The following is a 21,220-nucleotide window of genomic DNA, read 5'->3' on the forward strand; positions in this document are numbered from 1 at the left end:
TAGGGGCTGTGGTATTCCCGCTCTGACGGCCTGCAAATGGCGCTTCTCTGCGCTGCGGTGCTCACGTACCTTAAGTACGCTGCGCTCCGGTGCTCGAAAACCACCATTTTCGTCGCGTCATAACGTGAATCTCAACAGCCCCAAGAGCAAATTTTGCCTCGATTTTCTTTGAAAACGGCGAACGGAAATGGATCACGATGCCATGACAAGCTTGGCCTCCACCACTTCGGGGAAGGTTGGATAGAGCCCCCTTACACGCCCCATCTGCTGGGCAAGCGCAAGCACACTGTCGATGAAGGGCGTATCCACGTCGCAGAGCCGGCCCATTTCCTGAACGGATGTCAAAAGCGCGTCGAGTTCGATCGCGCGGCCCTTGTCGACATCCTGCAGCATGGACGTGCGGTGTGCGCCAACGCCCGCTGCGCCGTCGATGCGGCGCTCGACATCGACCCGGAAGGTCGCGCCGAACTTTTCGCCGATTGCCTGGGCCTCGAGCATCATGTTTCGCGCGAGGGTCCGCGTACCCGGATCGGTGGCGACGATGTCGAGCGTCGCCCCCGTCAATGCAGAAATCGGATTGAAGCAAAGATTGCCCCAAAGCTTGACCCAGATGTCATTGCGGATGTCGTCATAGAAACGTGTCTTCAAACCGCCAGCCTCCATTACAGCTGCCAACCGGCTAACACGTTCGCTGTTGCTGCAATCCGGTTCGCCGAGGCCAAATTGATTGCCGTAAATGTGCTTGATGACGCCGGGACCACTGATTTCCGTGGCGGGATAGACGGTGGCGCCGATGACCCTCTCGGGTCCAATCGCATTCCACTGGCGGTTATCCGGGTCGACGCTCTGCAGCCTGAGATCGGCCACGCTCGGACCCAGGCCATGAAAATACCACCAGGGAAGTCCGTTCTGGGCCGTCACCACTGCGGTGTCCTTGCCCAGAAGCGGCGTCATGTCCTCTGCAACCTGCCACGCCTGATGCGCCTTCAGTGTGACGATCACATAATCCTGGACACCGAGCTCGCCAGGCTTGCTCGTAGCAGGCATGCGCTCGATGATTTCCGTGCCGTCCACCAGGAGTTTCAAGCCGTTTTGCCGAATCGCGTCGAGATGCGCACCTCTGGCAACGATGGAAACGTCAGCGCCACCGCGCTTGAGCATCACTGCCATATAACCACCGATCGCGCCGGCGCCGTAAATGCAGATCTTCATTTAATTTCCTCCTGCTCGCCCTTTTTGGATCGTTCTGCCCCCATTTGATCGTCAGGGATCTGGTTGTTGTCACTTGCTCCAGCCAAGTGAGTGTACCGACAGGCAGATACGCGCCGAAGGCATCTGTCCTTTTCATCTGTGGTATACATAATCCCAAGAAATTCCCGAATGTCAATCCTGCCGGCAAGAGTGCAAGGAGGATTCGACGAGAAAGACGCAAGGAAAATGCCTTGCGAGTCAGGGCAAGACGCTATTCCGGGTGGCAAAACACCGCAGCGTGGATCATGATAGATGTCCTATATCATTGGAGGTCTCTTCCATTTGCATTCTGGGCGCTCCCAACGCCCGCAAAAACGCCGTTTCGGAATCATAGATGAAGTCACGTTTTCTGCCGGATACCTTCACCCTGCTGCTTGTATCGACGGTGGTTTTCGCGTCATTCCTGCCGATCGGCGGCATCGCGGCTTATTACTTTGGATTGGCAACAAAGTTTGCGATCGGACTTCTCTTCTTCCTGCATGGCGCAAGGCTGTCGCGCGACGTCGTCGTGGCAGGTCTTCTGCACTGGAAATTGCACATAGTCATTTTGTCCGCCACGTTCGTCCTGTTCCCCTTATTGGGATTGACCACAAGCGTTCTGGTTCCCGAAATTTTGTCACCTTCCCTGTACGCCGGGATAGTCTTTCTTTGCGTCTTGCCTTCCACCGTGCAGTCCTCCATCGCTTTTACATCGATAGCAGGCGGCAACGTTCCGGCCGCAATCTGCGCTGCCTCGGCATCGAACATATTCGGGATGTTCCTTACCCCGTTGCTGGCCGGCGTTCTTCTCACCGCCAGCGGACATGCCGGTTTCTCTCTCGACGCACTGCAGTCTATCTTTCTGCAGTTGCTTGCGCCGTTCTTGCTGGGCCAGATCCTGCAGCCGTGGATCGGTAATTTCATCAGAAGCAAGAACAAAATTCTCATGCCGGTCGACCGGGGATCAATTCTTATGGTCGTTTATTCGGCGTTCAGCGCGTCCGTAAATCAAGGATTGTGGCAGACGACGTCCTTGCACGATCTGGGCATTCTGCTGGCGATCGATAGCGCAATTTTAGCGGTCGTGCTCGTGGTCACGATGTTTGGCAGCCGTTTGCTCGGCTTCTCCAGAGCCGACGAGATCGCAATCACCTTTTGCGGGTCAAAGAAAAGTCTCGCAAGCGGCGTTCCCATCGCCAACGTGCTGTTTGCGGGGCAGGCCATTGGCAGCATCATCCTGCCGATAATGCTTTTCCACCAGATACAGCTGATCGTTTGCGCTGTCATCGCCCGCCATTATGCCAGTGCAAACATTCGGAAAAAAGCCGCCGCGGTATTGTGAAATTCAGAGCCAGATCGGCTGCTTTAGAGCCCCAAGGCTCTAAAGCTCTTCCGGCCGCTTGCCACCCATGGCCCGTGTCAGCTCGTCGGCGGCGTCGCGTATAACCGGGCCTAGCACGATCAGTTTTTCCTTCGGTAACCGCACCGCCGGCCCCGAAATCGACATTCCAGCGATTGCCTCGCCATGCTCGTTGAAGATCGGCGCCGCGATGCAGCGCATGCCGAGGGTATGTTCCTCATCGTCGATCGACCAGCCACGCGAACGTATCTCCTGAATGTTCTTCAGGAGTGCCGGAAGCGTATCCAGCGTGTAATCGGTGAAATGGGCAAGTTGCTTGCCGCCAACGGTCCGGCCAATTTCGGCGTCCGACCACGTCGACAGGATAGCCTTGCCAATGCCCGAGGCGTGAATGGGGCCACGCCGCCCGGGCCGGTAAAAGGCGCGCATCGGCGCATGGCTTTCGACCTGGGAAATGAACACCACATCGCCGTCATCCTCGATGCCGATATTCGCGGTTTCGCCGCATTCCTCCATCAGCCGTTTCAGGAAACGGCGGCTGATCGTGCCAAGCTTGCGGAAGCGCAGGAACGCATTGCCGATCGCGAAAGCCTCGACCCCGATAGTCCAGTCGCCTGTTTCCGGATCGTGAGCGACCATGCCGTGGTTTTGCAGCGATGTCAGCAGACGATGGATGGTCGAAGGCGCGAGACCGGTCTGGTCGGCTAGCTCCGTGAGCGCCGAGCCATCATTGTCGGCGATGATAGCGAGAAGTTTCAAGCTCCTGTCGAGGACCTGCACCGAAGATGGCGCCGCGTCCGCTGCAGCCTTGCGGCCCCTTTTGCCTTTGACCGGTTCGATAACAGACACAATCGCTCCCTTGTTCCATCCCCTGGCACGATCCAGCCATAGACCGGCAAAGCGGATTTATCCAGTTTTATTGAAAGTCATTATTTCCATAGAGTGAGAATTATTTCCATTATGTGTTGATATATGCGAATTATGGGTTACAGTTCCATCAAAATCTGGAGGAATGATCATGACAAAAATGCGTGCCGTTGATGCGGCAGTTCGTATCCTGGAGAAGGAAGGGATCGATTGCGCCTTTGGTGTTCCGGGGGCGGCGATCAATCCGTTTTATTCGGCGCTGCGGGCGCGCGGCACGGTCCGCCACATCCTGGCGCGTCACGTCGAAGGTGCTTCGCATATGGCTGAGGGTTATACCCGCGCTGACGCCGGCAATATCGGCGTCTGTATCGGCACCTCCGGCCCGGCCGGAACAGATATGATCACCGGCCTTTATTCGGCATCCGCCGATTCCATCCCGATCCTGTGCATCACCGGGCAGGCGCCGCGCGCCAGGCTCGACAAGGAAGACTTTCAGGCCGTCGACATCGCGTCGATTGCCAAGCCGGTGACCAAGTGGGCGGTAACCGTGATGGAGCCGGGCCTTGTACCCTATGTCTTCCAGAAGGCTTTCCATATCATGCGCTCGGGCCGTCCGGGTCCGGTGCTGATCGATCTGCCGATCGACGTGCAGCTGGCGGAGATAGAATTCGATCCCGACACCTATGAACCGCTGGAGCCCTACAAGCCCGCCGCCACAAGGGCGCAGGTGGAAAAGGCGCTGACGATGCTCAACGCGGCGGAACGCCCGTTGATCGTTGCCGGCGGCGGTATCATCAATGCCGACGCTTCCGACCTGTTGGTGGAATTTGCCGAAATCACCGGGGTTCCGGTTATTCCCACATTGATGGGGTGGGGGACGATCCCCGATGATCACCGGCTGATGGCCGGAATGTGCGGCCTGCAGACCTCGCACCGCTACGGCAATGCGACGATGCTGGCCTCGGATTTCGTGCTCGGAATTGGCAATCGCTGGGCCAACCGCCACACAGGCAATGTTGCGACTTACACGGAGGGAAGAAAGTTCGTCCATGTCGATATCGAGCCGACACAGATCGGCCGTGTCTTCTCGCCGGATTTCGGCATCGTGTCCGACGCAGGAAAGGCGCTGAAGCTTTTCCTGGATGTTGCGACCGAGTGGAAGACCGCCGGGAAACTGCGTGACTGGTCTAAATGGGCGGAGGAATGCCAGGAGCGCAAGCGCACGATGCTGCGCAAGACGCATTTCGATCAGGTGCCGTTGAAGCCGCAACGCGTTTACGAGGAGATGAACAAGGCGTTTGGCCGCGACGCCTGCTACGTGACGACGATCGGGCTCAGCCAGATTGCCGGGGCGCAGTTCCTGAATGTCTACAAACCGCGAAACTGGATCAATTGCGGACAGGCCGGCCCGCTCGGCTGGACCTTGCCGGCTGCGCTCGGCGTGCGTGCTGCCGATCCGCACCGGCCGATCGTTGCTCTCTCAGGCGATTATGACTTCCAGTTCATGATCGAGGAACTTGCGGTCGGGGCACAGCATAAACTGCCGTATCTGCATGTCGTCGTGAACAATTCCTATCTCGGCTTGATCCGCCAGGCGCAGCGTGGCTTCGACATGGATTTCGAGGTCAGTCTGGCTTTCGACAACATCAATGCGTCCGGCGATGCGGAGAAGGGCTATGGCGTTGACCATGTCGCCGTCGCGGAAGGGCTCGGCTGCAAGGCGATCCGCGTTCGCAGCCCGAACCAGTTCACGGAAGCGTTCGAAGATGCGAAGGCGCTGATGGATGAACATCAGGTACCGGTGGTCATCGAAGTCATCCTGGAACGCGTCACCAACATTGCAATGGGCATGGATATCAACGCGGTCGTCGAGTTCGAGGAACTCGCGGAGCGGCCCGAAGATGCGCCAACTGCTGTTGCTGCGTATCTCGACTGAGGAGGATGAAATGCCGAAATTTGCAGCCAATTTAACGATGCTTTTCAATGAGGTACCGTTTCTCGAACGCTTTACGCTCGCGGGCGAAGCGGGATTTGAAGCGGTGGAATACCTCTTTCCGTATGATTACAACGCCGACGAGTTGAAGCGGGAACTGACCGAAAACAACCTTGTCCAGGTCTTGCATAATCTCCCTGCCGGCAATTGGGGAGCGGGTGAGCGCGGTATTGCCGTGTTACCCGATCGCATCGACGAGTTCCGGCGCGGCGTCGTTATGGCAATCGACTATGCAACGACACTCGGCTGCAAGCAGGTCAACTGCCTTGCAGGTATTGCACCGGCGGGATTGAGCAATGATGTCTTGCGTTCAACCTTCGTCCATAATCTGAGGCTCGCAGCGCAAGAGCTTGCAAAATATGACATTCGACTGTTGATCGAACCGATCAACACCTACGATATTCCGGGCTTCTATCTGAACACGGTCGAGCAGGCGGCTTCCATCATCGAAGAGGTTGGCAGCGATAATCTGTTCATTCAGTACGACCTTTATCACCAGCAGCGGACACGTGGCGAACTCGTTGCCACCTACGAGCGGCACAAGGAATTGATCGCGCATGTCCAGCTTGCCGACAATCCGGGCCGCAATGAGCCCGGTACCGGTGAGATCAATTATCCCTTCGTTTTCAAAGCTTTGGACCAAGCCGGCTACGATGGCTGGATCGGCTGCGAATACAAACCAAAAACAGAAACGCAACGCGGCCTTGCCTGGTTGAATGAAGCTTCAACAACGCAAAAGCACGCGGATATCATCAGGATGAGGAGCTGACCACATGGCGGACATAGGTTTTATCGGGCTTGGTATCATGGGAACACCCATGGCGCGCCATCTACAGGATGCCGGGCACGAACTCTACACTTCGAAGTTCTTTATTGAGCCGAAACAGGAGCTTATCGACAATGGCCTGAAGATTGTCGAGAGCCCGAAGGCTCTGGCCGAAAGGACTGACATCATTATCCTTATGCTGCCGGACACGCCGGAAGTGAAGGACGTTCTCTTCGGAGAGAATGGAGTGGTCTTCGGCCTGACGCCCGGCAAGCTCGTAATCGACATGAGCTCGATCTCGCCGATCGATACCAAGGAGTTCGCCAAGAAAATTCGCGAAACGGGGAGCGAATATATCGATGCGCCGGTGTCCGGCGGCGAGGTTGGCGCCAAGAATGCGACGCTCAGCATCATGGCGGGCGGCGAGCAGAGCGCCTTCGATCGCGCCTTGCCACTCTTCAAATTGCTGGGCAAAAACATAACCTTGGTCGGCGATTGCGGTGACGGTCAGGTGACAAAGGTCGCCAATCAGATCATTGTTGCGCTGACCATCGAAGCCATATCGGAGGCGCTTGTATTGGCGTCGAAAGCAGGCGCCGACCCGGCTCGGGTACGCGAAGCCCTGATGGGCGGCTTTGCCTCCTCCCGCATTCTGGAACTGCATGGCGAGCGTATGATCAAGCGGACTTTCGATCCCGGTTTCCGCATATCGCTGCACCAGAAAGACCTCAATCTGGCGCTGCAAAGTGCCAAAACACTGGGCGTTTCACTGCCTAACACCGCCTCGACGCAGGAATTGTTCAACAGCTGTGCCGCAAACGGCGATAGTGGTCTCGATCATTCCGGCTTGGTAAAAGCGCTCGAACGTATCGCCAATCACCAAGTCGCCTGAAAATCTACTGCGGCGGCCATCTGACGCGATTTTCTGTGCTTCCGGTGCTCACGTACTAGATGTACGCTGCGCTCGTCGCAAGGGCGACCCCGAAAACCACGCCATATGTCTCGCCGCAGCGACTTTCAAAACGGGCTCTTAGGGTCCAGCAACTGACAATTTTCGCCGGGCAATTGCCATGGAGCGTCTTGAGAAGATAAGACCCTCACCATAGATTCCCGTTTCCCAGTTCTGGCGAGAGTTCAACCATGGCGAGCAATACACCACCGCGGATCCTCTGTGTCGGGGCGCTGACCATGGATACGATTTTCCGGCTCGACAGGTTGCCGCCGGGACCCGGCAAATTCATTCCGCTCGAAGCGATCGAAATTGCCGCCGGCATGGCATCGAGCGCCGCCACAAGTATCGCCCGCCTTGGCGGCGATGTCTCGCTCTGGGCGTCCGTCGGGCCGGACGATATCGGGCGGCGACTCATCGAGGAACTGACTGCCGAGGGCGTGGACTGTTCCCATGTCCGGCGCATCGACGGCGCGCGTTCAGCCTTCTCGACCATCTTCGTCGACGCCGTGGGTGAACGGATGATCGTGCCTTACTACGATCCGGAGCTTTTATCCGCGCCAGAGACAATGCCACCGATCTCCGATGGCACCTACGATGTCGTGATGACCGATGTACGCTGGCCGCTTGCCGCTGCGCAAGCGTTGAAAGCGGCGCGAGAGGCTGGCATTCACGGCGTCCTTGACGCCGACACCGCTTCGCTCGAGACACTGGAAATACTGATGCCGCTTGCTTCGCATATCGTCGCCTCCGAGCCGGCAGCGGAGAAGGTGACAGGTGAAAGTGACCCGGAACGGGCAGCCGTTGCTCTTGCAGCACTTTATGGCCGCGACGGCGAATTCATTGCCGTGACGGGCGGCGACAAGGGCTCCTTCTGGTACGATGATCTGGAAGGGGAGGTCCGCCACATGCCGGCCTTTCCCGTGGATGTCGTGGACACGCTCGCCGCGGGCGATGTCTTTCACGGTGCATTCGCCTTTGGCCTCGCGCGCGGCTATCCGATCTACCAGATCATGCGCTTTGCCAGCGCCGCCGCCGCGATCAAATGTTCCCGCTTTGGCGGCCGGGCTGGCGCACCGGCGAAACCCGAAGTCGACGCGCTTCTTTCCCAGCATCCCGAGGACTAAAACATCTCCGTAAAAAGTCAGTGCGTTCCTGTTGACTTTCAACTGACATGTTAGTACGTATTTAGTCGTAAACGACATGGGAGAAGCGAGTGTCTCGGGATCGATTTGGGCTGTCCGCCGCGCTAACCACGCCATTCGATGCCGAGATGCGTATCGATGTGGCGAAAGCCGTTAAGCACGCCCGGCACTGCCTGAGCAGCGGCTGCAGCAGCGTGACACTATTCGGAACGACAGGCGAGGGTTCCTCGATCGGTGATGAGGAGCGGGGGGTCGTTATCCAGGCGTTTCTCGACACGGGGATTGAGCCGAAGCAGATTGTGGTCGGCGTCATGGCCAACTCTTATGTCGACGCGGCGGTCCAGTCGCGCCATGCGCTCGACGCGGGTTGCCGTGGCGTATTGCTCGCTCCTCCGTCCTATTTCAAGAATGTCAGCGACGACGGACTGTTCGTCTGGTTTTCGTCTGTCTTTACGGAGATCGGTGCGCGGGCGAGAGACATTATCCTTTACAATATCCCTTCCGTTACCGCCGTTGAAATTTCGGTCGAACTTGTCAGTCGTTTGCGCGAGGCCTTTCCGAAAGTCGTGGCAGGTGTGAAAGATTCATCGGGAAACTGGCCCTTCACCGAAAAGCTGCTGGCAAAGCACAATGATCTGGCAATTCTTATCGGTGATGAGCGTTCACTTTCCGCAGGCGTTCGTCTTGGCGGGCAGGGGGCGATTTCCGGCATGGCAAATCTCTATGCGGACCGTCTTTTGCCAATGGTCAATGAAGGCTGCGATGATCCGGCAATGATCGAGGCGGTCAACGAGCTTTTGAAATTTCCGGTCACGCCGGCGGTCAAGGCTATGGTCGCCTACCACGCCGGCGATGATGGGTGGCGCCGGGCACGCGCGCCACTGCAGGCTCTATCGGATTTGGACTACAAGCGACTGACCGGCATCTTCGACCGCTTGTTTGTGGCAGCTGCCGCGTAATAATGGGGGAAGCGATACGAGTCGGGAGGACGGGCATGGATGATGGTAATGAGCCGGTGAGGCTGCGAGAGAAGGCCTATGCGAGCTTCACGGAGCATCTTCTTGCCCGTGATATCAATCCGGGGCAATTCGTGTCGCAGCGCCAGCTTGTTGCAATGACGGGTATGCCGCTTGGAGCCATCCGCGAACTTGTGCCTCGCCTCGAAGCCGAGGGGCTGGTGAAGACGATTCCGCAGCGTGGCATCCAGATTGCGCATATCGATCTCAATCTGATCCGCGAGGCCTTCCAGTTCCGCCTGTTCATGGAAAAGGAAGCAATTGCGCTCTTCTGCGTTTCGGCATCCGATGAACTACTGGCCCGGCTACGCAAGGAGCATGAAGACACACTCGAGGAGGCGCTGCAGGGCAAGGAGACGCCCGAGCTCGAATTGCGCGCGCAGACGATCGACTGGAACCTGCATGAAACGATAATCGATTCTCTCGAGAACGGGATCATCGGCAGGGCCTACCGGATCAATGCGATCAAGATGCGCCTGATCAACCAAGAGCGTTTCCGCATCACCGGCCGCGTCGTTCCGGTCATGCGTGAACATCTGGCGATCCTGACGGCGATCGAGACCCGCGATCCGCAGACGGCCATGGATGCGATTGCCGTGCACATCAACAATGCGAGGAATTTGGCACTGAAGCTTTAGAAACATTGGCAATGGGAGTTGCCGTGCAAAGTCACAAGAGGAGGAAACAATGAGCATGAACTTCGTCAAACCGACGCGCCGCCAGTTCCTGGCCGGGTCGGCGGCACTTGGTGCCGCGAGCATCACCGGTCTGAAGCCGGCATTTGCCGCTGTCGACTGGAAGAAATATGCGGGTACGACCCTTGAGGTCAATCTGATCAAGAGCCCGCGCGGCGATATCCTGCAGAAATACCAGAAGGAATTCGAGGACCTGACGGGAATCAAGGTCAATGCCGAACAGACGCCCGAGCAGCAGCAGCGCCAGAAGGCGGTCATCGAGCTGACATCCGGCAAGCCAAGCTTCGATGTCATCCATATCAGCTATCACGTGCAGAAGCGCCAGTTTGAGAAAGCTGGATGGCTCGCCGATCTGACGCCGTTCCTGAAGGATCCGAGCCTCACCGAGGCTTCTCTGACCGAGAGCGATTTTGCGCAGGCGGGTCTCGATTTCGCCAAGGACAAGAATGGCCGCTTTGGCGGGCTTCCCTTCTCGGTGGATTATTGGATCATCTACTGGAACAAGGATCTGTTCGCCGCCAAGGGCATCGAATACCCGAAAACGTTTGAGGAACTTGTCGCTGCCGCCGAAAAGCTGACCGACAAGGACGCCGGCACCTATGGGTTCGTTGCGCGCGGCATGAAAAACGCCAACACGCCGGTGTGGGCAAGCTTCATGCTCGGCTACGGCAAGAGCACCGTGATGGACGGCAAACTGCAATCGGACACACCGGAATCCATCGAGGCCGCCAAACTCTACCAGCGTCTGATGACCAAATCCGCACCGCCCGGCGTGACAGGGTTCAACTGGGCCGAGTGCCAGTCGAGTTTCCTGCAGGGCAAGGTTGGCATGTGGATGGATGGTATCGGCTTTGCGCCGCCGCTGGAGGATCCCAAAAAGTCGCGCGTTGTCGGCAAGGTCGGTTACGGCGTCATGCCGAAGGGGCCTGGCGCGCAGGCAGCCCCGACATTCGGCGACGGTATCGGCGTTACCGAAGGTTCGTCGAAGAAGGAAGCGGCCTATCTCTATTGCCAGTGGGTGATTTCGAAGGAGATGGGTGCACGTCTGCTGCAATCCGGCTCCGGCGTTCCCTTCCGCAATTCGGTGCTCAACGACCCGGAAATCCTGAAAGGCGTGACCATGCCCGCCGAGTGGGCAAGCGTGCTTTCGGAATCCGCAAAGGTGAGCCAGCTTTGCCTGCCGGTCATCGTTCCGGTTACCGAATTCCGTGACGTGATGGGTGTGGCCTTGACCAATGTCATCGGCGGTGCCGATCCGGCGGCGGAAATGAAACGTGCGACGGAAGAATTCCGTCCTATCCTGGAAAAAAGCGAAGCGTAGCGTAGCAGCATGACAATTACCGCCTCGACCATGACCAATGAGCAGCAAAGTGCCAAGGTTAAGAACGGCGATGGCCGGTTTACGCCGAGCTATTGGCCGTTCGTTATCCCGGCGCTGGTCATCGTCGTGGCGGTGATTGTTTTTCCATGGGTGTTCACCCTGTGGATGAGTGTCAATGAGTGGCATCTTGGCGGAGAAAAGAGCTTCGTCGGCTTTGCCAATTTCGTACGGCTCGCAGGTGATGCGCGCTTCTGGCAATCGATGGGACATACGGTGGTTTATACCGTCCTGTCCGTCGTGGCACCGCTCTTTCTCGGCACGATCGCGGCGCTGGTCTTCGACAGCAAGTTGCCGATGCGCGGGCTTTTGCGCGGTATATTCGTCATGCCGATGATGGCGACACCCGTCGCGGTCGCTCTCGTCTGGACGATGATGTTTCATCCACAACTCGGCGTACTGAACTATTTGCTGTCGCTGATTGGTATCGGCCCGCAGGAGTGGATATTCAACCAGAACACTGTGATCCCTTCGCTGGTGCTGGTCGAGACATGGCAATGGACACCGCTGGTCATGCTCATCGTTCTTGGCGGTCTTGCAGCCATGCCCCGCGATCCATTCGAGAGCGCCGAGATTGATGGCGCCAATGGCTGGCAGAAATTCCGCTACATCACCTTTCCGATGATCCTGCCGTTCATGATGGTGGCAGTGATCATCCGTTCCATCGATGCCTTGAAAAGCTTCGATATCATTTTCGCCATGACGCAGGGCGGGCCGGGCACGGCGTCGGAAACGATCAATATCTACCTCTACAATGTCGCCTTCGCTTACTACGACATTGGCTATGGTTCGGCCATCGCCGTCGTCTTTTTCATCGTCATCATCACCATGTCGCTTGCGCTGCTGCATCTGCGCCAGCGGACAAAGTGGAACAGCTGAGGGACGGGAAATGCTGCTTCGCAAACTGCTCAAATGGTCAGGCACCGCCTTCATCGTTTTCGTTATCGTGTCGCCGGCGATTTTCTTCTTCCTGTGGATGCTGTCGCTCTCGTTGAAATACGAGATAGACAACGGCGCCTATCCGCCGATCTTCATTCCGGAACAGTTTGCCTGGTCGAATTACAGCGATATCTTCGCTGCCAATGATTTCCTGCACTATTTCTGGAACAGCCTTCTCGTGACGGGAACGGCAACAATCCTGGCACTGCTCGTTGGCGTGCCTGCCGGCTACGGCATCGCCCGGTTGAAAGCGGACAAGTCGGCGATCGTCATCATGATCGCGCGCATGACGCCGGGCCTATCCTATCTGATCCCGCTGTTCCTGCTGTTCCAGACACTTGGCTTGCTCGGGACGCTCTGGCCGCAGATCATCATCCATCTGGTGGTGACGGTGCCTATCGTCATCTGGATCATGATCGGCTATTTCGAGACGACACCGATCGAACTCGAAGAGGCGGCGATGATCGATGGCGCGACCTCGTGGCAGGTGTTTCGTCTTGTGGCGCTGCCGATCGCCAAGCCGGGTGTGGTTGTCGCGCTGATCCTTGCGGTCATCTTCTCATGGAACAACTTCGTCTTCGGCATTGTGCTTGCCAGCCGCGAAACGCGAACACTGCCGGTCGCCGTCTACAACATGCTCTCATTCGAGCAGGTCAGTTGGGGACCGCTTGCGGCGGCTGCGTTCGTGGTGACGCTGCCGGTGCTGTTGCTCACCGTCTTCGCCCAACGCCAGATCATTGCGGGGCTCACCGCTGGCGCGGTGAAGTAAGCCTATACGCCGTAGCGTTCGGTGCGGATGATGGCGGCGGGAACATCCGCGCCGATTAGTGCGTCGGCCGCGGCATTGACGAAGGCATTGGATCCGCAAACGAAGACTTCTTTGGGCTGCGAAGGCATGCGGGCGAGGACATCCACAATCATTGCCGGGTCGATGCGCCTCGTATAATCGCTCTCCTGCGACGATGGCTCGCGCGTCAACGTCAAGACCAGATCGAAGCCGTTGCCGGACTGATTGAACATCTGCAATTCGTCATGGAAAATCAGCTCGTCCGACGTGCGGGCGGAATAGAGCAGCAGGATAGGCGCCAGTGATTGTTGCGCGGCACGGTGGCGGACCATCGAAATCAGCGGCGCCACACCGGAGCCGCCGCCGATCAACAGGATTGGCGCGCCATCCTCGACGGTCCAGATGAAATGCCCGCCAATCGGGCCGCGAAGCTCAATCTCGTCGCCGATCGTAGCGACCTCGTGGAAGAAGGCCGACACTTCGCCATCCTCCAGTCTTTCAATGGCGAGTTCGATGATTTCGCCCTGCTCCGGTGTCGAGGCAATCGAATAGCTGCGCTGCGCTTGATAGCCGTCCGGCGCGCTTAACCGGACATCCACATGCTGCCCCGGCCGATAGGCGAAGGGCTGGGATGGCTGGAGGAAGAAGCTGACGACACGTGGTGTCTGCCTGACGATTTCAGTGATGGTTGCGCGCTGCCATTCCGCCTTTGTTGCGGCTATCTGATCTGACATGCCTCAATCGCCAGTGTAGCGTTGTTCGCGCCACGGATCGCCATAGATGTGATAGCCGCGCAACTCCCAGAATCCCGGTTCGTCACGCGAGGTGAATTGCAGGCCGTTGATCCACTTCGCCGATTTCCAGAAGTAAAGATGCGGAACGAGCAACCGCGCCGGGCCGCCATGATCCGCCGTCAGGGGCTGGCCATTATAGAAGGTGGCGATCATCGCCTTGCCGCCGACCAGATCCTTGACGGGAACATTGGTCGCATAGCCATCGAAGGAGTGCGCGAGAGCAAACTCGGTCGGTGGCTCGATACCGGCCTCGGCGAAAATATCGTCGATCAAAACGCCCTGCCATGGTGTATCCAGCTTCGACCACGCGGTGACGCAATGGATATCCCGGGTGAACTTCGTCTGCGGCAGCGCATTGAACTCGGCCCAATTCCATTTGATGAGCGGTTTTGGCCCATCCTTGAGCGTGAACGACCAGTCTTCGGTCCGGACGCGCGGCGTCGGCCCCGCCGACAGGACGGGAAAGTCGTCGGTCAGCGTTTGACCAGGCGGGATACGGTCTATGATTTCCGGCGGTTGGCGCCGGCCGGTAAAGCCGCGTGTCGTCATGGTTGTGAACTCCTAGCACCTCATACAACCACAAAGGTCTGTCGCGGCCAAGACCGGATCCGGTCAACCATGGTTGATCATGATGTGGCGCACTGCAGTATAATCTTCCAGCGCATAGACCGACATATCCTTGCCGTAGCCTGATTGCTTGACACCGCCATGTGGCATTTCATTGGTCAGCATGAAGTGCGTATTGATCCAGGTGCAACCATATTGCAGGCGCGACGCGGCTTTCATCGCCTTGGAAATATCCTGCGTCCACACCGAAGAGGCCAGGCCGTAATCGCTGTCATTGGCCCAGGTGACGGCCTGATCATCATCTTTGAAGCGCGTGACCGAAACGACCGGACCGAACACCTCGCGGCGGACGATCTCGTCTTCCTGCGTTGCGCCGGCAACCACGGTCGGCTGGAAGAAGAAGCCTTCCTTGCTGCCTGCGCCGCCACCGGTGGTAATCTCGATGTGCTTCTGCTCGGTCGCCCGTTCGACAAAGCTCGCAACACGGTCACGCTGGCGGCCGGAAATGAGCGGGCCGATTTCGTTGACCGTGTCATCGGCATCATTGTAGCGGATGGTGGAAACGGCGGAGGTGAGGTCGGCGACGAGCTTTTCGTAGACACCGTCCTGCGCATAGACGCGGCAGGCAGCGGTGCAATCCTGCCCGGCGTTGTAGTAGCCAAAAGTACGGATGCCGTTGACCACGGCCTCGAGATCGGCGTCATTATAGACGATCACGGGCGCCTTGCCGCCGAGTTCGAGATGCGTGCGCTTGACGGTTTTTGCCGCAGCTTGCAGCACCTTCTTGCCAGTGGCGATATCGCCGGTGATCGAAACCATGCCGATCTTCGGGTGGTTGATCAGCGCGTTGCCGACGGTCTCGCCGCGGCCAAGAATGACGTTGACGACACCCTCGGGAAGAATGTCCGCCAGCAGGCGCGCCATTTTCAGCGCGGTCAGCGGCGTTTGCTCGGACGGTTTGAACACGACCGTGTTGCCGCCGGCGATCGCAGGCGCCAGCTTCCACGCCATCATCATCAACGGGTAGTTCCACGGCGCGATGGAGCCAACAATGCCGATCGCGTCGCGACGGATCATGGAGGTGTGGCCCGGCAGATATTCACCTGCCACCGGCGAGGTGAGGGTACGCACCGCCCCGGCAAAAAAACGCCAGCAATCGATGATCGCCGGCATCTCGTCATTGCGCACGGCGTTGATAGGCTTGCCGCAATTCAAGGCCTCAAGCGCAGCGAAATCATCCGCATGTTTTTCGATAGCGTCGGCAATCTTGAGCAGGTATCCGGAACGTTCGGCAGGGGTGGTGCGGGACCAAGCGGAGAAGGCCCGTTCCGCAGCATCGACCGCCGCATCGATCTGGCCATGGGAGGCCTCGGCGAGGTCGATGATCTTGGCGCCGGTCTTCGGGTTGAGCACATGCTCCTCCGCTTCCGTTCCGGCTTCGAACTTTGAACCGATCAGCAGTTTCGTATCCATGACATGTTCTCCCATGTTATTTGCCTGAGCCGGCGATCTGGTCGCCGTCACGTGTGAGGTAGTAGGCGCCGAGAATCGGCAGGAAAGTGACGATCACCACAACCATGGCAACCACATTGGTCACCGGTCGCTGGCGTGGCCGGATCAGTTCCTGCAGCATCCATATCGGCAGCGTGGATTGTTGTCCGCCAGTGAACGTGGTGACGATGACCTCGTCGAAGGAAAGCGCGAAGGCGAGCATGCCACCCGCGAGCAGCGCGGTACCGATGTTTGGCAGGATGATGTAACGAAATGTCTGGAAGCCATTGGCGCCGAGATCCATCGAGGCTTCTATCAGAGAACCGGACACGCGGCGGAAGCGCGCGACAGCATTGTTGTAGACAACGACGATACAGAAAGTCGCGTGACCAAGCACGATGGTCCAGAACGAAAACGGGATATCCGCCAGGCTGAATGCCGAGCGGAGGGCTATGCCGGTAATGATACCGGGCAGGGCGATCGGCAGGATCACGAGAAGCGATATCGTCTCGCGTCCGAAGAAACGCGTCTGGCTGACTGCGGCGGCGCAGAGCGTGCCGAGCACCAGGGCGATCATCGTCGAGATCGAAGCAACGCGCACCGATAGCCACAGAGCCTGCCAGACATCGGCCCGCTCCCACGTCACCGCAAACCATTTAAGAGTGAGGCCGGGCGGGGGAAACTGATAACTCTTCTCCTCAGTGGTGAAGGCATAAAGGAAGATCAAAAGCAGCGGCAGATGCAGGAACAGCAACCCGCCAGCCGCAGCGATCTTCAGGCCGAAAGGTGCGGAAGCGGATTTGTCAGAGCGCATCGAAGGCTCCCATTCTCCGCGCCATCCACAAGTAGAGGCCCATGATGATGATTGGCACGACGGTGAAGGCAGCCGCCAGCGGGATATTCCCTGCCGTGCCCTGCTGGGCATACACCGCCTGGCCGATGAACAGTCGCGACGAGCCGATGATTTGCGGAATGATATAGTCGCCAAGGGTCAGCGAAAACGTGAAGATCGATCCGGCGACGATACCGGGAAGCGCAAGGGGAAACAGCACATGGCGGAAAGTCTGTTGCGGCGTGCCACCGAGATCGGATGACGCCTCGATGAGGTTGGTCGGGACGCGCTCCAGCGCTGCCTGGATGGGCAGGATCATGAACGGCATCCACACGTAGACGAAGACGATGAAGGTGCCCGTATAACTCACCGACAGGGAATTGCCGCCGATGACAGGGAGCGAGAGCCATGCGTCGAGCAACCAGAGCAGGTTCAGCTTGGTCACGAGCCAGGTGAGAATGCCTTCCTTGGCGAGAATGAGTTTCCACGCGTAAATCTTGACGAGATAGCTGGACCAGAGCGGCAGCATGACGCCGAGATAGAAGATCACCTTCCATTTCCCCCTGGCGTAGCGGGCGGCGTAATAGGCTATCGGGAAAGCGATCACGGCAGAGAACAATGTGACGATTGCCGCCATCAATATGGTGCGGATGATGATGTCGAAATTGGCATCGTTCAGCAGCTGCCTGTAAGTGGCAAGCGTGAATTCGTAGTTGATCAGGCCGGAATAATCGTCGATCGAAAAGAAGCTCTGCAGCAGCAGGGCGAGCAATGAGCCGAGATAGATGATGCCGAGCCAGAGCAGCGGCGGGCCGAGCAGAATGGTGAGAAACACGTGGGGGTGTTTCCAGAGGAAGTCCGAGACACGCCCTGCCATACTGCCGCGTCCGGTCTCGATCGCGTGTTGTTGAGCGATGGCGCTCATGACGCCGCCTCCATCAAATGCAGGTCGGCGCGGTCAAAGCTTAGCTTCACCGGGTCGCCCTCGGCGGGAATCGAAGTGGCGGCCGGACTCATGACATTGATCCTGGTGCCATTGACATTGACCAGGACGCGGTTTGCCGCGCCAAGAAAGCTGCGCGAGAGGACAGTGCCATCAAGGACGAGCCTGCCATTACCGCTTTGGCCCAGCGAGATCGCCTCAGGCCGCAGACTGGCAAATTGTGGTGCCGCACCCAGCTGTGCAACGAACTCCGGCGGCAGGATATTTGACGAACCGACAAAATCGGCGACGAAACGCGTTCGAGGCTGCTTGTAGACCTCTTCCGGCGTTCCGAGCTGTTGGATCTTTCCATCATTGAACACAGCGATGCGATCCGCCATCGACAGAGCTTCGCCTTGGTCGTGGGTGACGAAAACAAAAGTGATGCCGAGGGACTTCTGCAAGGATTTGAGCTCCTCCTGCATCTGCTCGCGCAACTTCAGATCGAGCGCGCCGAGCGGCTCGTCCAAGAGCAGGACTTTCGGTTTGTTGACGAGGGCCCGAGCGAGTGCCACGCGCTGGCGCTGACCACCGGAAAGCTGGCCCGGACGACGCACGCCGTAGCCGGGCAATTTGACCATGGCGAGCGCGTCTTCCGCCGCCTTGCGCCTTTCCTCCTTGGCGATGCCCTTGACCATGAGACCATAGGCGACGTTGTCGAGGATGCTGAGATGCGGAAACAGCGCGTAATCCTGAAAGACTGTATTAACGCTGCGACGATAGGGCGGCACACCCTCGGCAGTCTCGCCGAAAATCTCGATATGTCCGGCCGTCGGCTGTTCGAATCCCGCCATCAGACGCAGGCACGTGGTCTTGCCCGAGCCGGAGGGCCCGAGCATGGCAAAGAACTCACCCTCCGCAACCGCAAGATCGACAGCGTCCACAGCGCGCACAGCACCGAAATGACGCGATACGTTTTCGAACAGCACAGCAGCGGTCATGGCTTTGCTCCGGGTAACGCACCACCCTAACCCTCCCCCTTGTGGGGAGGGACGGACCGCAGGTCCGGGGAGGGGCTTTCTCGAATTTTAATAAGCTAACGTGCAGGTAGGCCGCTTCAAAAGACCCCTCCCTGCTACTTCGCAGCCTCCCTCCCCACAAGGGGGAGGGTAGGGAGCGCAGTCGCGAAATCTAGCGCCCGCCGATCACGCCGATGTAATCGGACACCCAGCGGTGATATGGCACGCATTCGCTCTGGGTTTCGCACTTTGATACGGGCGTTCTCCAGAACTTGATCTTGTCAAAATCGTTATAACCGTTTGTCGCGCAACCCTCGTCGGTCAAGAGTTCGTTGCCTTTGCAAGCTGCTCCAACAGAAGGATTGGCGCCGAACCAGGCCGAGACATCACCCTGTACCTTGGGCGAAAGCGAATGCTCCATCCACATATAGGCACAGTTCGGATGCTTGCTGTCGACGTGCAACATGGTTGTGTCGGCCCAGCCCGTTGCGCCTTCTTCAGGGACGACAGAGGCAATTGGCTTTTTCTCTGCCTTCAGCAGATTGACCTGGAACGGCCATGAGCCGGAGGCGACAATGCCTTCATTCTTGAAGTCGTCGACCTGGATCATGGCATCGTGCCAGTAACGGCCGGCGAGGGTGCGCTGCACACGCAGGATATCGAGAGCTGCCTTGTACTGATCTTCGTTGAGTTCGTACGGGCTCTTGATGCCAAGTTCGGGCTTGTGGGCCATAAGATAGTTGGCGGCATCGGCAATATGGATCGGTCCGTCATAGGCCTGAATGCGGCCCTTGTTCGACTTGCCATCGGGCAAAGTCATTTCCTCGAACACGACGTTCCAGCTGGTCGGCGCCTTGTCCTTGAACGCCTCAGTGTTGTACATCAGCACGTTGGGACCCCACACGTAAGGTACACCATAATGAACGCCCTTGACGGTGTTCCAGGGCGCGTTCTGCATGCGTTCGTCGAGCGTCTTCCAGCTCTTGATCAGGTCCGTATTGATCGGCTGGACGCGCTTGCCGGCAACGAGACGCAGCGACGCATCGCCGGATGCCGTAACGAGATCGAAGTCACCTTCGTTCATGAGCGCGACCATCTCGTCGGATGTTGCAGCAGTCTTGACGCTCACCTTGCAGCCGGTCTCCTTCTCGAAGTCCGTGACCCAGTCATAGGCCTTGTCGGTATCGCCGCGTTCGATATAGCCGGGCCACGCGACGATGGAGACTTCGCCTTCTCCCTTGCCGATTTCTTTCAGCGCTTCCTGGGCGAGGACCTGTGTGGTGAAGGCAAGGGAAAGCGTAAGTGCAGTGCAGGATTTCAAAAACTGCTTCATCTCAATTCTCCCGTTTGGCCCTGATTTCAGGGCATATGTTCCCGGTGAGAAAAGTGCCTTGATTTTTCCGTATTCGCAAATTCATTTATCAGAAGGTTGGTATCGGAAATTCCGATATTAGCGGCTTCGGCCGCTGCGAAGGGCTTCGGCGATGCCGACGAAATCCCGGGCGGCCTGGGGCAGGCTGGAACCCTTGCGCCAGACCATGCCGACCTGCACCACAGGGAGTGCACCGGAGACGTCTCGGCTTTCGATACGATCGCCTTCAAGCGACCATGGACGATAGACAAGATCGGGCAACAAAGCGATCCCGGCGCCGGTAGCAACGAGGCTGCGGACGGCTTCAACCGAGCGAGTGCGGAACGCGACATGCGGCCGCGCGCCGAGAGCGGTCAGGAGTTTGCCGGTGTTCTCCTCGATTTCGTCGACGGTCAGCATGATCAGCGGCTCCCTGGCGATATCGTTGATCGAGATGATATCCGCACTGACCAAGGGATGACCGAGCGGCAGCCACAATCTGTAGGGTGACGTCTCGATGATTTCCGCCTGCAGGGCCATGCGATCACGAAGATTGGATATCACCATGACCGCCACGTCGAGTTCGCCGCCCACCAACAGATGTTCCAGGTAGGAGCCATTGTCTTCGATGGCACTGACTTCGACGCCGGGGGAAGCGCGGCGGAAACGGGCGAGGAGGTCCGAAAGGACATAGCCTGCGACGAGCGAAGTTACACCGAGGTGCAGCTTGCCCGCCTGCTTTGGCACTTCTTCGGAAAACGAGCGGCGTGCATCCGAGACATCGGCGAGGATCTTTGTCGCATGACGCAGGAACTGATGGCCGTTATAGGTAATGTCGAGGCCGCGTGGATGGCGCTCGAAGAGTTCGACGCCGAGATCGCTTTCGAGCTCTTTGATGGCCTCGGTAATGGATGATTGCGAAATCGACAGATTTTGTGCGGCGCGGGTGATGGAGCCCTGTTCCGCGACGGCGACGAAATACTGCAATTGCCTGATGGTGAATGCCATTCGCCGAGTTAATAGAGGGGTGCGCAGGTTGGCAAGCTGTGGCCGAAAAGGCTGTTGCTTAATATTGCCGATTGTTAATGATATTATAATATTATAAATAGGAGCAAGAAG

The 21,220-nt window shown here is 58.0% G+C and carries 20 protein-coding genes; 10 read left to right on the forward strand and 10 right to left on the reverse strand.

Annotated features, from left to right (window positions below):
- Window positions 1-192 precede the first annotated feature (192 nt).
- A complete protein-coding gene (locus LB462_RS29505) occupies window positions 193-1,212 on the reverse strand; it encodes a 2-dehydropantoate 2-reductase (RefSeq protein ID WP_224515468.1) in 1,020 nt (339 codons plus the stop codon).
- 373 nt (window positions 1,213-1,585) lie between these two features.
- Between LB462_RS29505 and LB462_RS29510 the strand changes: the two genes are divergently transcribed.
- Complete coding sequence (locus LB462_RS29510) at window positions 1,586-2,572, forward strand: bile acid:sodium symporter family protein (protein WP_224515470.1); 987 nt, start codon at window positions 1,586-1,588, stop codon at window positions 2,570-2,572.
- A gap of 39 nt (window positions 2,573-2,611) precedes the next feature.
- On the opposite strand, the gene LB462_RS29515 is transcribed toward LB462_RS29510, so the two are convergent.
- On the reverse strand, window positions 2,612-3,430 hold the full coding sequence (locus tag LB462_RS29515) for an IclR family transcriptional regulator (RefSeq protein ID WP_224515504.1): 819 nt from the start codon (window positions 3,428-3,430) through the stop codon (window positions 2,612-2,614).
- 178 nt (window positions 3,431-3,608) lie between these two features.
- Between LB462_RS29515 and gcl the strand changes: the two genes are divergently transcribed.
- The 9 genes from gcl to LB462_RS29560 all read left to right on the forward strand — a co-directional run bounded on the left by gcl (window position 3,609) and on the right by LB462_RS29560 (window position 13,107).
- Window positions 3,609-5,393, forward strand: coding sequence for a glyoxylate carboligase (gene gcl, locus LB462_RS29520; RefSeq protein ID WP_224515471.1), 1,785 nt, complete (start codon window positions 3,609-3,611; stop codon window positions 5,391-5,393).
- 10 nt (window positions 5,394-5,403) lie between these two features.
- Complete coding sequence (gene hyi / locus LB462_RS29525) at window positions 5,404-6,219, forward strand: hydroxypyruvate isomerase (protein ID WP_224515473.1); 816 nt, start codon at window positions 5,404-5,406, stop codon at window positions 6,217-6,219.
- Window positions 6,220-6,223: 4 nt separating this feature from the next.
- Window positions 6,224-7,108: a 2-hydroxy-3-oxopropionate reductase gene (locus LB462_RS29530; protein ID WP_224515474.1), complete on the forward strand. Its 885-nt coding sequence runs from the start codon at window positions 6,224-6,226 to the stop codon at window positions 7,106-7,108.
- Window positions 7,109-7,356: 248 nt separating this feature from the next.
- Complete coding sequence (locus tag LB462_RS29535; protein ID WP_224515476.1) at window positions 7,357-8,292, forward strand: sugar kinase; 936 nt, start codon at window positions 7,357-7,359, stop codon at window positions 8,290-8,292.
- Between the two features lie 89 nt (window positions 8,293-8,381).
- Window positions 8,382-9,269, forward strand: coding sequence for a dihydrodipicolinate synthase family protein (locus LB462_RS29540; protein WP_224515477.1), 888 nt, complete (start codon window positions 8,382-8,384; stop codon window positions 9,267-9,269).
- A 35-nt stretch (window positions 9,270-9,304) separates the two neighbouring features.
- Complete coding sequence (locus tag LB462_RS29545; protein ID WP_224515479.1) at window positions 9,305-9,964, forward strand: GntR family transcriptional regulator; 660 nt, start codon at window positions 9,305-9,307, stop codon at window positions 9,962-9,964.
- Window positions 9,965-10,013: 49 nt separating this feature from the next.
- Window positions 10,014-11,342: an ABC transporter substrate-binding protein gene (locus LB462_RS29550; RefSeq protein ID WP_224515480.1), complete on the forward strand. Its 1,329-nt coding sequence runs from the start codon at window positions 10,014-10,016 to the stop codon at window positions 11,340-11,342.
- A 30-nt stretch (window positions 11,343-11,372) separates the two neighbouring features.
- On the forward strand, window positions 11,373-12,278 hold the full coding sequence (locus LB462_RS29555; RefSeq protein ID WP_224515505.1) for a carbohydrate ABC transporter permease: 906 nt from the start codon (window positions 11,373-11,375) through the stop codon (window positions 12,276-12,278).
- 10 nt (window positions 12,279-12,288) lie between these two features.
- Window positions 12,289-13,107 carry a carbohydrate ABC transporter permease gene (locus LB462_RS29560; protein WP_224515482.1) on the forward strand — a complete coding sequence of 273 codons (819 nt, stop codon included), beginning with the start codon at window positions 12,289-12,291 and terminating at the stop codon, window positions 13,105-13,107.
- A gap of 2 nt (window positions 13,108-13,109) precedes the next feature.
- Here LB462_RS29560 and LB462_RS29565 read toward each other — a convergent pair whose 3' ends face one another.
- From LB462_RS29565 to LB462_RS29600, 8 genes are all read right to left on the reverse strand, one after another.
- Window positions 13,110-13,859 carry a ferredoxin reductase gene (locus LB462_RS29565; RefSeq protein WP_224515483.1) on the reverse strand — a complete coding sequence of 250 codons (750 nt, stop codon included), beginning with the start codon at window positions 13,857-13,859 and terminating at the stop codon, window positions 13,110-13,112.
- A 3-nt stretch (window positions 13,860-13,862) separates the two neighbouring features.
- Window positions 13,863-14,468 carry a sulfite oxidase-like oxidoreductase gene (locus tag LB462_RS29570; protein ID WP_224515485.1) on the reverse strand — a complete coding sequence of 202 codons (606 nt, stop codon included), beginning with the start codon at window positions 14,466-14,468 and terminating at the stop codon, window positions 13,863-13,865.
- 63 nt (window positions 14,469-14,531) lie between these two features.
- Complete coding sequence (locus tag LB462_RS29575; protein ID WP_224515486.1) at window positions 14,532-15,959, reverse strand: gamma-aminobutyraldehyde dehydrogenase; 1,428 nt, start codon at window positions 15,957-15,959, stop codon at window positions 14,532-14,534.
- 16 nt (window positions 15,960-15,975) lie between these two features.
- Window positions 15,976-16,791 carry an ABC transporter permease gene (locus LB462_RS29580; protein WP_224515488.1) on the reverse strand — a complete coding sequence of 272 codons (816 nt, stop codon included), beginning with the start codon at window positions 16,789-16,791 and terminating at the stop codon, window positions 15,976-15,978.
- Window positions 16,781-17,734 (reverse strand): ABC transporter permease, encoded by a 954-nt coding sequence (locus LB462_RS29585; RefSeq protein ID WP_224515491.1) that lies wholly within the window; start codon window positions 17,732-17,734, stop codon window positions 16,781-16,783. Before LB462_RS29585 ends, LB462_RS29580 begins: the two co-directional genes overlap by 11 nt.
- A complete protein-coding gene (locus tag LB462_RS29590; protein ID WP_224515492.1) occupies window positions 17,731-18,732 on the reverse strand; it encodes an ABC transporter ATP-binding protein in 1,002 nt (333 codons plus the stop codon). Before LB462_RS29590 ends, LB462_RS29585 begins: the two co-directional genes overlap by 4 nt.
- A 190-nt stretch (window positions 18,733-18,922) precedes the next feature.
- Window positions 18,923-20,083 carry an ABC transporter substrate-binding protein gene (locus tag LB462_RS29595; protein WP_224515494.1) on the reverse strand — a complete coding sequence of 387 codons (1,161 nt, stop codon included), beginning with the start codon at window positions 20,081-20,083 and terminating at the stop codon, window positions 18,923-18,925.
- 117 nt (window positions 20,084-20,200) lie between these two features.
- The gene (locus tag LB462_RS29600; RefSeq protein WP_114432826.1) at window positions 20,201-21,109 is read right to left on the reverse strand and encodes a LysR family transcriptional regulator; all 909 of its coding nucleotides are present in this window, start codon (window positions 21,107-21,109) and stop codon (window positions 20,201-20,203) included.
- Between the last annotated feature and the right edge of the window lie 111 nt (window positions 21,110-21,220).

The sequence above is a fragment of the Phyllobacterium chamaecytisi genome, from assembly GCF_020164455.1.
Taxonomy (GTDB): domain Bacteria; phylum Pseudomonadota; class Alphaproteobacteria; order Rhizobiales; family Rhizobiaceae; genus Phyllobacterium; species Phyllobacterium chamaecytisi.

Excerpts from the sequence above, each read along its gene's own strand:
- hyi (WP_224515473.1), top strand. The coding sequence starts at position 5,404 with ATGCCGAAATTTGCAGCCAATTTAACGATGCTTTTCAATGAGGTACCG.
- LB462_RS29530 (WP_224515474.1), top strand. The coding sequence starts at position 6,224 with ATGGCGGACATAGGTTTTATCGGGCTTGGTATCATGGGAACACCCATG.
- LB462_RS29585 (WP_224515491.1), bottom strand. The coding sequence starts at position 17,734 with ATGAGCGCCATCGCTCAACAACACGCGATCGAGACCGGACGCGGCAGT.
- LB462_RS29550 (WP_224515480.1), top strand. The coding sequence starts at position 10,014 with ATGAGCATGAACTTCGTCAAACCGACGCGCCGCCAGTTCCTGGCCGGG.
- LB462_RS29575 (WP_224515486.1), bottom strand. The coding sequence starts at position 15,959 with ATGGATACGAAACTGCTGATCGGTTCAAAGTTCGAAGCCGGAACGGAA.
- LB462_RS29535 (WP_224515476.1), top strand. The coding sequence starts at position 7,357 with ATGGCGAGCAATACACCACCGCGGATCCTCTGTGTCGGGGCGCTGACC.
- LB462_RS29510 (WP_224515470.1), top strand. The coding sequence starts at position 1,586 with ATGAAGTCACGTTTTCTGCCGGATACCTTCACCCTGCTGCTTGTATCG.
- LB462_RS29595 (WP_224515494.1), bottom strand. The coding sequence starts at position 20,083 with ATGAAGCAGTTTTTGAAATCCTGCACTGCACTTACGCTTTCCCTTGCC.
- LB462_RS29570 (WP_224515485.1), bottom strand. The coding sequence starts at position 14,468 with ATGACGACACGCGGCTTTACCGGCCGGCGCCAACCGCCGGAAATCATA.
- LB462_RS29505 (WP_224515468.1), bottom strand. The coding sequence starts at position 1,212 with ATGAAGATCTGCATTTACGGCGCCGGCGCGATCGGTGGTTATATGGCA.
- LB462_RS29565 (WP_224515483.1), bottom strand. The coding sequence starts at position 13,859 with ATGTCAGATCAGATAGCCGCAACAAAGGCGGAATGGCAGCGCGCAACC.
- LB462_RS29555 (WP_224515505.1), top strand. The coding sequence starts at position 11,373 with ATGACCAATGAGCAGCAAAGTGCCAAGGTTAAGAACGGCGATGGCCGG.
- LB462_RS29580 (WP_224515488.1), bottom strand. The coding sequence starts at position 16,791 with ATGCGCTCTGACAAATCCGCTTCCGCACCTTTCGGCCTGAAGATCGCT.
- LB462_RS29545 (WP_224515479.1), top strand. The coding sequence starts at position 9,305 with ATGGATGATGGTAATGAGCCGGTGAGGCTGCGAGAGAAGGCCTATGCG.
- gcl (WP_224515471.1), top strand. The coding sequence starts at position 3,609 with ATGACAAAAATGCGTGCCGTTGATGCGGCAGTTCGTATCCTGGAGAAG.
- LB462_RS29560 (WP_224515482.1), top strand. The coding sequence starts at position 12,289 with ATGCTGCTTCGCAAACTGCTCAAATGGTCAGGCACCGCCTTCATCGTT.
- LB462_RS29600 (WP_114432826.1), bottom strand. The coding sequence starts at position 21,109 with ATGGCATTCACCATCAGGCAATTGCAGTATTTCGTCGCCGTCGCGGAA.
- LB462_RS29590 (WP_224515492.1), bottom strand. The coding sequence starts at position 18,732 with ATGACCGCTGCTGTGCTGTTCGAAAACGTATCGCGTCATTTCGGTGCT.